This is a genomic window from Rhizobium sp. CC-YZS058 (genome assembly GCF_034720595.1).
Taxonomy (GTDB): Bacteria; Pseudomonadota; Alphaproteobacteria; order Rhizobiales; family Rhizobiaceae; genus Ferranicluibacter.
This window is the reverse complement of record NZ_JAYESJ010000001.1, coordinates 343,347-355,476: the sequence shown is the minus strand read 5'-3', so window position 1 is coordinate 355,476 and position 12,130 is coordinate 343,347. Positions and strand designations below refer to the sequence as shown.

The window sequence follows — 12,130 nt, the reverse complement described above, 5'->3', positions numbered from 1 at the left end:
ATGTTGAACGCTGCTTCTCGCTTTCTTGCCGGCTCTGCCCTCTGCGCCCTTCTGCTGGCCGGCGCCTCCCCAGCCCTGGCGGAGATGGTGCTTCGTCGGGGCAACAGCGGCGAGCCGACCTCGCTCGATCCGCATCATGTCTCCATGGACATCGAAATCTCGATAATGGACGACCTCTTCGAAGGCCTGACCACCTGCAATGCCGCAGCCGAAATCGTGCCCGGTGTCGCGTCGCGCTGGACCGTGTCCGACGACAAGCTCGTCTACACCTTCACGCTGCGCCCCGAGGCCCAATGGTCGGACGGCACGCCGGTCACCGCGCAGGATTTCGTCTATTCGCTGCGGCGCGTCGAGGATCCGAAGATCGCCGCGGATTACGCCACCCTGCTCTATCCGATCAAGAATGCCGAGAAGGTCAACACGGGCGCGCTGCCGCTCGAGGCGCTGGGCGTCAAGGCGATCGATGATCGGACGCTCGAGATCTCGCTGGAGCGGCCGGTCCCCTTCCTGCTCGCCATTCTCGCCAATCCCGCCGCCTATCCGGTCAAGCAGGCGAATATCGAGGCGGACGGCAGCGATTTCACCAAGCCAGGCAAACTCATCTCCAATGGCGCCTTCACGCTGACCGATCACATTGCCAATGACCATCTGACGCTGACGAAGAACGCCCATTACTGGGACGCCGCGCACACCAGGCTCGACAGTGTGATTTTCCTGCCGCTCGATGACGAGGCGGCTGCCACCAATCGCTTCGAGGCCGGCGAGCTCGATATCAACAACGACTTTCCGCTCACGGACCTCAAGCTTCTCCGCTCGAAGCTCGGCGATCAGGTTCACCTCTCACCGATGCTGGCGATCTCCTACCTCGTCTTCGACATGCGCACGCCGCCCTTCAACGATGTGCGGGTGCGCAGGGCACTGTCGATGGCGATCGACCGCGATTTCATCTCGCGGGAAATCTATTCGAATGCGCAATTGCCGGGCTACAGCTTCGTCACGCCCGGTCTGCCGACCTACGGCACGCCATCCTCTGCCGATTTCGCGACGATGAGCCAGCTCGACCGCGAGGACGCCGCCGTCAAGCTGATGAGCGAGGCCGGCTATGGCAAGACCGGCAAACCGCTGGAAGTCGAGATCCGCTCCGTTACGAATGCGACCGCGGAGAAATCGTCGACGGCGATCGCCGATATGTGGAAGACCCTGTTCGGCGCCAAGGTGACCATCACCAACTCCGACGGCGCAACGCATTTTGCCTATCTTTCCGACGGCGGCCCCTTCCAGGTCTCGCGCGCGGCCTGGGGCGCGGACTATCCGGATGCGGAGACCCTCCTGGCGCTGGGGATCAGCACCAACACGGCCTTCAACTATGGCCACTGGGTCAACACGGATTTCGATGCGCTGATGAAGACGTCCTATGGGGAGCAGGACCCCGCCGCCCGCAACGCAATTCTGCACAAGGCGGAAGCGATCATGATGGCGGAGCAGCCGGTGGCGCCGTTGTTCTACGCCGTCAATCGGGCGTTGATCTCGACCAAGGTCAAGGGCTGGATCGATAACGCGCCCGATCGCCATCCAAGCCGCTTCCTGAGCGTCGAGAAGTGAGACCGATGCCGAGGCCAGCCCGCCGCCCGGCGAAGGACTGGCAGCGGCCGGTGCGCCATCCGGATCGGAACCGGCCTTTCTCTCCCTTCACCCTCCTCACTCGGACGCAGCCATGATTTCCTTCATCCTGAGGCGATTGATGAGTGCCGTGCCGACGCTGTTCATCGTCGTCACGCTCTCCTTCTTCCTGATGCGCTTCGCGCCGGGCAGCCCGTTCAATCTCAGGCGTCCGCTGCCGCCGCAGATCACGGACAACCTGAACCGCACCTTCGGCCTCGACCTGCCGATCTGGCAGCAATATCTGCGCTACCTGGCCAATCTGGCCACCGGCAATCTCGGGCCGAGCTATGTCTATCGCGACAATTCGGTCAACGAGCTCATCGCGATGGGCCTGCCCTATTCGATCAAGCTCGGACTGCTCACGCTCGTCATCGCCTTGGTAGGCGGCGTGCTGGCCGGCGCCTATGCGGGGCTGAAGCAGAACAGTGCCGTGGATTTTCTCATCATGGCCGTGTCGGCCTTTGGCATCACCGTGCCGAACTTCGTGGTGGGTCCGCTGCTCACCCTTCTCTTCGCCGTCATGCTCGGCTGGCTGCCGGCCGGCGGCTGGGGCGACGGGTCGATCCGATACCTCGCCTTGCCGATGGTCACGCTTGCCCTGCCGCAGCTCGCCATCTTCGCACGGATGATGCGCGGCAGCATGATCGAGGCCCTGAATGCCGAGCATATCCGCACCGCGCGGGCCTATGGCCTCCCGGCTCACAAGGTGGTGGTGGTGCATGCCATGCGGGCCGCGCTGCTGCCGATCGTGTCCTATCTCGCGCCCTGTGCCGCAGGCCTTCTGACAGGGTCGGCGGTGATCGAGTCGATCTACACCATTCCCGGCGTCGGCCGCTATTTCGTCAGCGCCTCCATCAACCGCGATTACACGCTGGTCATGGCCACGGTCGTGCTGATCGCGGTCTTCGTCATCGTCTTCAACCTGATCGTCGATCTTCTCTACGCTCTCATCGACCCGAGGGTCCGCCATGATTGACCTCGCGCCCGTTCCGGCAATGTCCGATGTCGCATCCCGCCCGAGCCGGAGCCTGTTCCAGCTCGCAGTCCGGCGCTTTCGCCGCAACCGGGCGGCCATGGCCGGCCTCGTCGTGCTTGCGATGGTGACGCTGATCTCCTTCCTCGGGCCGCTCTTCTCCAACCACAGCTACGACCAGGTCTTCGCCTCCCATGTCAGCGTGCCGCCGAGCCTTTCGCCGAGGCCGGACGATGCGGCGCTGAACGAAGCCGCGCTGCAGGCGACCGCCCGGGCGCATGTGACGCTCGCCGCCTTCGCCGTCTCCGGCGATACCTACACGGCGACGCTGACGGCCGACACGCCGATGGATCCCCGCGTCACCCGCTATATCGACCGCATCGACGAGTTCGAGGATACGCAGGTGACCGGCACAGAGGAGGAGGGGCGACGCCTGATCGTGTCCGGCCGCGTCGTGCGCGATCTCTTTCCCTTCGGAACCGATGCGAATGGCCGCGACCTGATGGTGCGCGTCATGCTGGGCGGCCAGGTGTCCATTCTCGTCGGCCTCGCTGCAACGGTCGTGTCGCTCGGCATCGGCGTGGCCTATGGAGCCACTGCCGGCTTTTTCGGCGGGCGGATCGACAACATCATGATGCGCCTGGTCGAAATTCTCTATTCCCTACCCTTCGTCTTCCTGATCGTCGTCATGGTGGTGTTCTTCGGCCGCTCCTTCGTGTTGATGTTCATCGTCATCGGCGCGGTGGAATGGCTGGAAATGGCGCGGATCGTGCGCGGCCAGACCCTCTCCATCAAGCGGCGGGAATATGTGGCGGCGGCCGAGGCGCTGGGCGTGGCCGACCGGCACATCATCCTGCGCCACATCATTCCCAACTCGATCGGGCCGATCGTGATCTATGTCACCGTTATCGTCCCGCAGGTCATGATCCTGGAGAGCTTTCTTTCCTTTCTCGGCCTCGGCGTGCAGGCGCCGCTCACCAGCTGGGGCGCTCTCATCTCGGAAGGGGCCGGCACGATCCAGTCGGCGCCCTGGCTGCTGATCTTCCCGTCGCTCTTCTTCGTCACCACGCTCTTCTCGCTGAATTTCGTCGGCGACGGACTGCGCGATGCGCTCGACCCGAAGGACCGTTGAATGACAGACGACACAGCGACAGACAGTGCCTGCATTCTTTCGATCCGCGACCTCTCGGTCTCCTTTTCCACGCCGGATGGCCCTGTCGAAGCCGTCAAGAGCCTCAGCCTCGACATCCGCGCCGGCGAGACCCTGGCGGTCGTCGGCGAGAGCGGCTCGGGCAAGAGCCAGACCATGATGGGCATCATGGGCCTTCTGGCAAAGAACGGGGCGGTGCGCGGCTCGGCCCTCTACCGGGGAGAGGACCTGATCGGCCTGCCGGTCCGCCAGCTCAACCGCGTGCGCGGCAAGAAGATCACCATGATCTTCCAAGAGCCGATGACCTCGCTCGATCCGCTCTACCCGATCGGCTGGCAGATCGCCGAACCCATCCTCGTTCATCAGGGCGGCAGCCGCCGCGCGGCGCGCGCCCGCGTGCTCGAGCTTTTGGAGCTGGTCGGCATTCCCGATCCGAAGCGGCGAATCGACAGCTATCCGCACGAGCTTTCCGGCGGCCAGCGGCAGCGGGTGATGATTGCCATGGCGCTGGCCAACGAGCCCGATATCCTGATCGCCGACGAGCCGACGACGGCCCTGGACGTGACGATCCAGGCGCAGATCCTCGCTTTGCTGAAAGCGCTGCAGCAGCGTTTCGGCATGGCGATCGTGCTCATCACCCATGATCTCGGGATCGTGCGCCATGTCGCCGATCGGGTTGCCGTGATGCGCCGCGGCGAGGTGGTGGAGCAGGCGGAGACCGCAACCCTGTTTTCCGCGCCAAAGCACGACTATACGAAAATGCTGCTGGCGGCCGAGCCGCGTGGGCGAAAGGCACCCAGCCCGCCCGACGCACCCGTCGTGCTCGAGGGGCGCGATGTGGTGGTGGATTATGCGCTGAACCCGGGCCTGTTTTCCCGAGGCCCGAGCACCTTCCGGGCGGTCGATAGGGTGTCGCTGCGGCTGAAGGTCGGGCAGACCATCGGCCTTGTCGGAGAAAGCGGTTCAGGCAAATCGACGCTGGGGCGGGCGCTCCTGCGGCTGGTGCCTTCGCAGGGCTCCTATTACTTCGGCCAGGACGACATCTCCACCGCCGATCGGCGCGCCATGCGCCCGCTTCGCCGCGCGCTGCAGCTGGTCTTTCAGGATCCTTACGGCTCGCTGTCCCCCCGCCTGACGGTCGGCGAGGTCATCACCGAAGGGCTGAGGGTGCACTTTCCCGAGCTCACCAAGACCGAACGCGACCAGCGGGCGATTGCCGCGCTTGAGGAGGTCGGCCTCGATCCGGGGGCACGAAACCGCTATCCGCACGAGTTTTCCGGCGGCCAGCGCCAGCGCATCGCCATTGCCCGCGCCATCATCCTCAAACCGAAGGTGGTGGTGCTGGACGAACCGACCTCGGCGCTCGACCGGTCGGTGCAGGGCCAGATGATCGACCTTCTGCGGCAGCTGCAGGAGACGCACGGGCTCTCCTACATCTTCATCAGTCACGACCTGTCCGTCATCAAGGCCATGGCGGATTATGTGATGGTGATGAAGGACGGAACGGTGGTGGAAGAGGGCGAAACGGACCAGATCTTCGAGGCGCCGCGCATGGACTATACCAAGGCCCTGATCAGCGCCGCCTACCGACTCTAGCCGGAAGATGCTGCGGCGCCGGACAGCAAGCCCGGCACCGCGATGGCAGAAAAATCAGAAATCGCGCTGGAAGCGGATGGTGCCGCCGAAGGAGTCGTCATTGCCGCGCAGGCCATCGAACTTCGTGTAGTTGAATTCCGGCTGGATCTTGAAGTTCTCGACCATCTGGTACTCGACGTTCAGTGCAGTTGCCAGCGTGCCGTCATCCTCCCAGGCAATCTGGCCATTGACCGAGGTCTTTTCGTTGACGGTGGCGGTAAAGCCGCCCCAGACCGCCCAGTCGCCATTCCACGGGCCGAAATAGTTGCGGCGGCGGCTGTCGCCCGGGCCCTTCTCATTGTCCCAGTCCGACTGCCAGCCGGCCATGGCGAAGATCTTGAAGACATCGTTGAACACGTAATCGGCGCGGATCTTGCCGCCGAAGGCCTCGGCGTCCGTGTCGTAGCCGCCGATGATGAAGAGGCCGCCCCAATCCTGCTGGATGCGGGCACCGGCGATCGGATAGGGCGCGCGCTCATGCGAGGGAATTTCGACGATCGGCTCGCCGGGGAAACCGGTTTCGTAATCGCCGGCCCCTTCTTCGAGGCCGATGAACGCGGAAGGCCCCTTCTCGCCACCCCAGACATAGCTCAGCTGGTTGGTGCGGTCGCCGGTATAGTCGATCACATCGTCATTGATGATGTTGCCGGCCGAGTTCAGCCAGGTGTCGTAGCGCGAATCGGAATAGCCGGCGCGCAGGCCGCCCAGCTCGATATAGGCGCTGTTGATATAGGAGCGGTCGGCTTCGTCGGCATGTTCGGCGCGCAGCTCGATGAAGGAGCGCAGCAGCCCGTACTCCGTGTCGGAGCGCGCATCCAGCGTGATGGTGCCGCGCGTGAAGGGCGACCAGCCTTGGTCCTCACCGCTATAGGGGCTTTCGGCAATGTTGTGGTCGGAGCGGACATAGCCGCCGATCTTCAGGCAGGTCTCGGTGCCGGGAATATAGAAGAAGCCGTCTCCATAGGCATCGCAGACGCGCACGTAGTTCATGGCCTCCGGCTCGGCGGCGACGACGGCGTCAGCGGCATGGGCGCCGGCAGTGCACAGGACAAGCGTCGTCGACGCAAGGAGGAAAGTTCGGATCATCATGGTGCTGGCCTCCGGCGGCGACGGTCAGGTCGCGCCCTCATTCGGATTAAACAGCAGGCCGCATTTGTGCCGCAAATCAGCCCGCCGCTAAGACCCTAGCAACCATGATCACTTCGTAAGTGCCACCCACCATTTCTGGCCCTCTCAGGCCCGAACCGGCTTTTTCGGCGCGGCGCGACTTTTATAACACGCGCCGCATCGGATGGGCCGGATAGGAGCCGAGAATGCGCACCTTCTCGGAAAAGAACCGCAGCTCCTCCAGCGCCCGGCGCACATGCGGCTCATCGGGATGGCCGTCGATATCGGCATAGAACTGCGTGGCGATGAACTTGCCGCCGAGCTGGTAGCTCTCGAGCTTGCTCATATTGATGCCGTTGGTGGCAAAGCCGCCGAGCGCCTTGTAAAGCGCAGCCGGAATATTGCGGACGTTGAAAACGAAGGTGGTCACGACAGGGGCACCGCCCTGCTGGAACGCGAGCGGCGTCTCATCGCGCGAGAGCACCACGAAGCGCGTCACGTTGTTTTCCGTATCCTCGACATTCTCCGCCAGGATTTCGAGCCCGTAGAGATCGGCCGCAAGCCGCGGCGCCAGTGCCGCCATCGAACGGTCGCCGGTCTCGGCCACCAGCTTGGCGGCACCCGCCGTATCGCCGGCCACCACCGGCCGCCAACCATTGGCCCGCACGATCTTGCGGCACTGGCCGAGCGCGTGGATATGGCTGTGCACCGTGCGGATCTCGTCATGCCCCACACCCGGCAGCACCATCAGCTGGAAACGGATCGGCATGAAATATTCGCCGACAATGTGCAGCCGCGATTCCGGCAGCAGATGGTGGATATCGGCGACGCGGCCGGCGATCGTGTTTTCGATCGGGATCATTGCCAGCGCCGCATCGCCGTTTTCGACGGCAAGGAAGGCATCCTCGAAGGTCTGGCAGGGCAGCGGCTCCATGGACGGGAACATGTCGCGGCAGGCCATGTCGGAATTGGCGCCATATTCGCCCTGGAAGGAGATGCGGTTCGTCATGCTCAGGCTCCCTTGGCGAGCATGCGGCGCGCCGTCTCGAGATCGGCCGGCGTATCGACGCCGAGCGGGATGGAGCGCACGATCTCCACATCGATGCGCATGCCGGCTTCCAGCGCGCGCAGCTGTTCGAGCGATTCCCGCTTCTCCAGCGTTGAAGGCGGAAGGGAAACGAAGCGCTCCAGCGCCTGACGCCGATAGGCGTAGAGACCGATGTGATGATAAAGCGGTCCCTGCCCATAGGGCGCGGTGGCGCGGGTGAAGTAGAGCGCCCTGAGCCGGCTTTCCGAAAGCGGCGCCCCGACCACCTTCACCACGTTCGGATTGGTCTTTTCGGCGTCATGGGTGATCTCGACGGCCAGCGTCGCGAGATCGACCGCCGGATCGGCAAGCGGGCGGAGAGCGGCCCGGATCGTTTCCGGCTCGATGGTCGGCAGATCGCCCTGGACATTGATGACGATCTCGGCCTCGCCCGCCGGATCGGCGCTCGACAGCGCTTCGTAGATTCGGTCCGAACCGGATTGGTGGTCCATGCGGGTCATGACCGCATCGAAGCCGGCGTCCTCTACGGCGGCAAGCACATCCGGATGATCCACCGCCACCAGGATCCGCCCGACATCGGCTTCCGCGGCACGCTTGGCCACCTGCACGATCATCGGCAGGCCGGCAATATCGGCGAGCGGCTTTCCGGGAAGCCGGGTCGAGGCCATGCGCGCCGGAATGAGCACGAGCGCCTTGGCAATAATGTCGCGGGTCATGGTTGGGCCTTCAAACCGGCGCGGAAAAGTGTCAAGGTCTTCGTCCGGCACGATGAATCTCAGTTGCAAGGACCCGTCAAAAGACATAGGTTCCGCGCGATTTCAAGATGGTCGATGCGTTGGTCATCCCGGTCGGAGGCGGCCGGACGCAAGGGGAGGCGTCAAGTTGGATTCACGAGTGAACATGGCCGTGGGAGCCTTCCTCGGCACGGTGTTCGTGCTGATGTCGGTTTCGATCGCATCGGAGGGCATTTTCCATTCGGAGGCGCCGGAAAAGCCGGGCTTTGCGATCATCGCCGAGGAAAGCAGCGGCGAAGGGGCGGCAGCCGGTGGAGAACCGGCCGAAGTGGACATCAAGCCGCTGCTGGCAAGCGCTGATGCCGGCGCAGGCGAAACCGTGTTCAAGAAATGCGCGGCCTGTCACACGGTGGACAAGGGCGGCCCGAACAAGGTCGGTCCCAATCTCTGGGGCGTCGTCGATCGGCCGATCGCCAGCCATGAAGGCTTCAGCTATTCGGCCGGCATGAAGACCTTTGCCGAGGCCAACAAGACCTGGACCTACGACCATCTGAGCTACTTCATCGAAGCGCCGAAGAAGCATGTGCCCGGCACGGCCATGGGCTTTGCCGGCCTGAAGAAGCCGGAAGAGCGGGCAAACCTGATCTCCTGGCTGCGCAACCAGGCCGATACGCCGGCTCCGCTGCCAGAAGCCTCGGCCTCCGCTGCACCGGCTGCCGCGCCGGCCGAAGGTGCCGCCCCCGCCGCTCCGGCAGAAGGCGCTGCGCCCGCGGCACCGGCCGCTCCGGCTGACGGTGCAGCTCCGGCCGCGCCTGCGGCACCTGCAGCTCCGGCTCCGGCTGCTCCGGCTCCGGCTGCTCCGGCTCCGGCTGCTCCGGCAAACTGATCCCGCACCGCGGATTTTTGAAAAGAACCCAAGGCCCGGCCGTTGCGCCGGGCCTTTTCTTTTGCCGGCTTGGATTGAGCCGAGCAGGCTCGCCTAAAAAAGGAGATAGGCCCAGCCGGACACGGTGACGACGCCCAGAAGGGTCGTCAGCGTAATGGTGGAGGAGGCCAGCCCGTGGCCGACATTGAAATGATTGGCGATGAGCCAGGCATTGACCCCGGTCGGCACGGCGGCCGTCAGCACCAGGGCCGCCGCCCAATCGTGCCGGATGCCGAGCAGGCGGCAGGCAACGAGCACGCAGGCCGGAAGCAGGATGAGCTTCAGGGCGCTGGTCAAAGCGGCCAGGCGCAGGTTCCCCGTCAGGCCGTAGCGGTGCAGCGCCATGCCGATCGAGATCAGCGCGGCCGGCGCCGCCATGGCCGCCGTCTGGTCGATCACCACTTTCACCGGCCCTTCGAGCGGAATGGACAGGAGATGGACAATGGCGCCGCAGACGAGGCCGATGACCAGCGGGTTGCGGACGAGGTTCATGAGGATGCCGCGCGCGAGCGCGGCGGCGCTCCGGCGCGGTCCGCCCCCTTCCCGCCTCTCCGCCCGCTCCATCAGCACGGTTCCGGCGATCATCATCACCGGCAGATGCACCGAGATGAGGATCGACAGGGCCACCACGCCGTCTTCGCCGACATTGCGGGAGACCAGCGGCAGGCCGATGAAGATCGTGTTGGCAAAGGCGGACGACACCCCGGCGAGAACCCCCACCTTCCGCTCCCGTTTGAAGATCAGGGTCGCCGCCAGGTGACCCAGCGTCCAGACGACGAGGACGCCCGAAAAATACGCAACCCAGAGCGGCCAGGGCGACCCCTGGCTGAAATCCGCTGCGGCAATGGTGCGGAACAGCAGGACGGGAACGGAGATCTTGAACACGAAGTCGCCGAGCGCCTCCCCCACCTCCGGCTTGAGATAGCGGGATTTGACGATGAGCCAGCCGATGAGAATGAGGATGAAAACGGGAAGGACGTTCAGCAGGATGTCGGACATTACTGTCTCCACTTACCGAGCCGGGATAGACCAGATCATCGATGCTGCGCAACCATACCCGCCACGACGACGCAACTCTGAGGCAAGATTGCGTTGCTAATTCTTGCGGAAGCAGAAATGGAGGTCTGGCATGCCGATGCCGGTCAGCGAAAAATGGTGGCGGGAGCCGGTGGTGCTCGAGATCGATGGCGTCGGCCGCTATCGCGTCGTGCGCAACACGCGGGAAGCGGCACAGATCCTGCTGGAGACATGGCCGGTTAAACAGGGTCCGGCCTACAAGGCCGCGATCCAGATGTGCCGCTATGTGCTATCCGGCGAGCAGCCGGCCGATTATGCCCGGCAGGACTTCATCGAAGCGGCAGTTGAAGCCTTCATTCACGTGCAGGACAACCGAAGACCCGACGCCCAAAGCCTGCCTGCCGAATAAGCGCACCCGTCTCTTTCTCACGGAACCATGTTCCGCCCCGCGCCGTTTTAACCCGGACTTATAAAGGGGTGAAAGAGATGGCTTACGGAAAACAGCAGTATGTGCGCCTCGACGACGAGCCCCATCTCAGCAATGACGATCTTGCCGGCAAGGTGCTGCGCTATATCCGCTATGTCTCCCTGGTCGATACGCGCGACCTCACCGTGATCGCCCTTGGACGGACAATCGTGCTGTCCGGGACGGTCAGCTGCGAGGCGGAGCTCGGCTGCATCGAGGATGCTGCCGCCTCTGTCATCGGCGTGCATCTGATCGAAAATACCGTCACCGTTCGCCGCCCGCATTAGGCGCTGTGGGCTCCGGCGTTCAGGCCGGGACGCCGAGCGTGGCGGGCGCAGCCGCGCGGGCGATAAACGGCGTTTCGACGCGCAGTCCATCATCGACCGAGAAGAAGTGAAGGCGGTCCGGCGAGACCGTCAACCGCATCATGTCGCCGATCTCCTCCGCGGGATCGAGCGCGGCGATCAGCGGCTTGCCGTCCACCGTTCCATGAACCAGCCGCTGCGCGCCCAGTTCCTCGACATAATCGACCCTGAGAAGGAGCGACTGTGCGCCGGCTTCCGCCGGACGCAGATCTTCCGGCCGGATGCCGACGGTGACGTCATCCGGGAAACTGACAAGACGGCCGAGCTCGAAACTCTGGGTGCCGAACAGGAGGCGCGATCCTTCGCGGCTGGCGCGCACCAGGTTCATCGCCGGCGAGCCGATGAAGCCTGCCACGAAGGTGGAGGCCGGTCGGTGATAGACGTCGAGCGGCCGACCGATCTGCTCGATCCGCCCGCCATTCAGCACCACCAGCCGGTCGGCGAGCGTCATGGCCTCCAGCTGGTCGTGGGTGACATAGAGCGAGGTGGTGCCGAGGCGCTTCTGCAGCCGCTTGATCTCGCCCCGCATGGAGACGCGCAGCTTGGCATCGAGGTTGGAGAGCGGCTCGTCGAAGAGGAAGGCGGCCGGCTTGCGCACGATCGCCCGCCCCATGGCCACGCGCTGGCGCTGCCCGCCCGAAAGCGCCCGCGGCTTGCGGTCGAGATAGGGGCCGAGCTCCAGCATACGCGCCGCCTCCGCCACCCGCGCCTCGATCTCGGCCCTCGGCGTCTTCCGGTTCTTCAGCCCATAGGCCAGATTGTCGCGCACGCTCATATGCGGATAGAGCGCATAGTTCTGGAAGACCATGGCAATGTCGCGGTCGGCGGGTTCGACCCGGTTGACCTCGCGTCCGCCGATCAGCACCCGACCCTTCGAGATGTCCTCCAGCCCTGCGACCATGCGCAGAAGCGTGGACTTTCCGCAGCCGGAGGGGCCGACGAGCACGATGAACTCGCCCTCCTCGATGGCGATCGACACGGATTTGACCGCCTCGACGCCGCCGGCATAGATCTTGGAGACCTCGGAAATGGTGATGGCGGCCATGAT

The 12,130-nt window shown here is 64.4% G+C and carries 12 protein-coding genes; 7 read left to right on the top strand and 5 right to left on the bottom strand.

Translation table 11 applies throughout. The features are described 5' to 3' along the window. The 4 genes from U8330_RS01760 (at nt 1) to U8330_RS01745 (ending at nt 5,381) form a co-directional block, all read left to right on the top strand. Nucleotides 1-1,602 (top strand): peptide ABC transporter substrate-binding protein, encoded by a 1,602-nt coding sequence (locus U8330_RS01760; RefSeq protein WP_323103438.1) that lies wholly within the window; start codon nt 1-3, stop codon nt 1,600-1,602. Between the two features lie 112 nt (nt 1,603-1,714). After that, entirely contained in the window at nt 1,715-2,638 is a 924-nt protein-coding gene (gene oppB / locus U8330_RS01755) for an oligopeptide ABC transporter permease OppB (protein WP_323103437.1), read from the top strand. Beyond that, nucleotides 2,631-3,767: an ABC transporter permease gene (locus U8330_RS01750; protein WP_416236796.1), complete on the top strand. Its 1,137-nt coding sequence runs from the start codon at nt 2,631-2,633 to the stop codon at nt 3,765-3,767. Before oppB ends, U8330_RS01750 begins: the two co-directional genes overlap by 8 nt. After that, nucleotides 3,768-5,381, top strand: coding sequence for an ABC transporter ATP-binding protein (locus U8330_RS01745; RefSeq protein ID WP_323103436.1), 1,614 nt, complete (start codon nt 3,768-3,770; stop codon nt 5,379-5,381). Nucleotides 5,382-5,435: 54 nt separating this feature from the next. Here U8330_RS01745 and U8330_RS01740 read toward each other — a convergent pair whose 3' ends face one another. The 3 genes from U8330_RS01740 to U8330_RS01730 all read right to left on the bottom strand — a co-directional run bounded on the left by U8330_RS01740 (nt 5,436) and on the right by U8330_RS01730 (nt 8,291). Next, nucleotides 5,436-6,509, bottom strand: coding sequence for a porin (locus U8330_RS01740; RefSeq protein WP_323103435.1), 1,074 nt, complete (start codon nt 6,507-6,509; stop codon nt 5,436-5,438). Nucleotides 6,510-6,690: 181 nt separating this feature from the next. Then, complete coding sequence (locus U8330_RS01735) at nt 6,691-7,536, bottom strand: prephenate dehydratase (protein WP_323103434.1); 846 nt, start codon at nt 7,534-7,536, stop codon at nt 6,691-6,693. A 2-nt stretch (nt 7,537-7,538) separates the two neighbouring features. Further along, nucleotides 7,539-8,291, bottom strand: a complete 753-nt coding sequence (locus U8330_RS01730; RefSeq protein ID WP_323103432.1) for a 3-deoxy-manno-octulosonate cytidylyltransferase — start codon at nt 8,289-8,291, stop codon at nt 7,539-7,541. Between the two features lie 184 nt (nt 8,292-8,475). Here U8330_RS01730 and U8330_RS01725 point away from each other — a divergent pair, with 184 nt between their 5' ends. Then, on the top strand, nt 8,476-9,195 hold the full coding sequence (locus U8330_RS01725) for a c-type cytochrome (RefSeq protein ID WP_416236795.1): 720 nt from the start codon (nt 8,476-8,478) through the stop codon (nt 9,193-9,195). Nucleotides 9,196-9,288: 93 nt separating this feature from the next. On the opposite strand, the gene U8330_RS01720 is transcribed toward U8330_RS01725, so the two are convergent. Continuing rightward, nucleotides 9,289-10,233, bottom strand: a complete 945-nt coding sequence (locus tag U8330_RS01720) for an AEC family transporter (protein ID WP_323103428.1) — start codon at nt 10,231-10,233, stop codon at nt 9,289-9,291. A 130-nt stretch (nt 10,234-10,363) separates the two neighbouring features. Between U8330_RS01720 and U8330_RS01715 the strand changes: the two genes are divergently transcribed. Beyond that, complete coding sequence (locus tag U8330_RS01715) at nt 10,364-10,660, top strand: DUF982 domain-containing protein (RefSeq protein ID WP_323103427.1); 297 nt, start codon at nt 10,364-10,366, stop codon at nt 10,658-10,660. A 77-nt stretch (nt 10,661-10,737) separates the two neighbouring features. After that, nucleotides 10,738-11,004: a BON domain-containing protein gene (locus tag U8330_RS01710; RefSeq protein WP_323103425.1), complete on the top strand. Its 267-nt coding sequence runs from the start codon at nt 10,738-10,740 to the stop codon at nt 11,002-11,004. A 19-nt stretch (nt 11,005-11,023) separates the two neighbouring features. Here U8330_RS01710 and U8330_RS01705 read toward each other — a convergent pair whose 3' ends face one another. After that, nucleotides 11,024-12,127 carry a sn-glycerol-3-phosphate import ATP-binding protein UgpC gene (locus U8330_RS01705; protein ID WP_323103424.1) on the bottom strand — a complete coding sequence of 368 codons (1,104 nt, stop codon included), beginning with the start codon at nt 12,125-12,127 and terminating at the stop codon, nt 11,024-11,026. Between the last annotated feature and the right edge of the window lie 3 nt (nt 12,128-12,130).

Bases quoted from the DNA above. Each gene is read 5' to 3' on its own strand.
- U8330_RS01760 (WP_323103438.1), top strand. From the start codon at position 1: ATGTTGAACGCTGCTTCTCGCTTTCTTGCCGGCTCTGCCCTCTGCGCC.
- oppB (WP_323103437.1), top strand. From the start codon at position 1,715: ATGATTTCCTTCATCCTGAGGCGATTGATGAGTGCCGTGCCGACGCTG.
- U8330_RS01750 (WP_416236796.1), top strand. From the start codon at position 2,631: ATGATTGACCTCGCGCCCGTTCCGGCAATGTCCGATGTCGCATCCCGC.
- U8330_RS01745 (WP_323103436.1), top strand. From the start codon at position 3,768: ATGACAGACGACACAGCGACAGACAGTGCCTGCATTCTTTCGATCCGC.
- U8330_RS01740 (WP_323103435.1), bottom strand. From the start codon at position 6,509: ATGATGATCCGAACTTTCCTCCTTGCGTCGACGACGCTTGTCCTGTGC.
- U8330_RS01735 (WP_323103434.1), bottom strand. From the start codon at position 7,536: ATGACGAACCGCATCTCCTTCCAGGGCGAATATGGCGCCAATTCCGAC.
- U8330_RS01730 (WP_323103432.1), bottom strand. From the start codon at position 8,291: ATGACCCGCGACATTATTGCCAAGGCGCTCGTGCTCATTCCGGCGCGC.
- U8330_RS01725 (WP_416236795.1), top strand. From the start codon at position 8,476: ATGGCCGTGGGAGCCTTCCTCGGCACGGTGTTCGTGCTGATGTCGGTT.
- U8330_RS01720 (WP_323103428.1), bottom strand. From the start codon at position 10,233: ATGTCCGACATCCTGCTGAACGTCCTTCCCGTTTTCATCCTCATTCTC.
- U8330_RS01715 (WP_323103427.1), top strand. From the start codon at position 10,364: ATGCCGATGCCGGTCAGCGAAAAATGGTGGCGGGAGCCGGTGGTGCTC.
- U8330_RS01710 (WP_323103425.1), top strand. From the start codon at position 10,738: ATGGCTTACGGAAAACAGCAGTATGTGCGCCTCGACGACGAGCCCCAT.
- U8330_RS01705 (WP_323103424.1), bottom strand. From the start codon at position 12,127: ATGGCCGCCATCACCATTTCCGAGGTCTCCAAGATCTATGCCGGCGGC.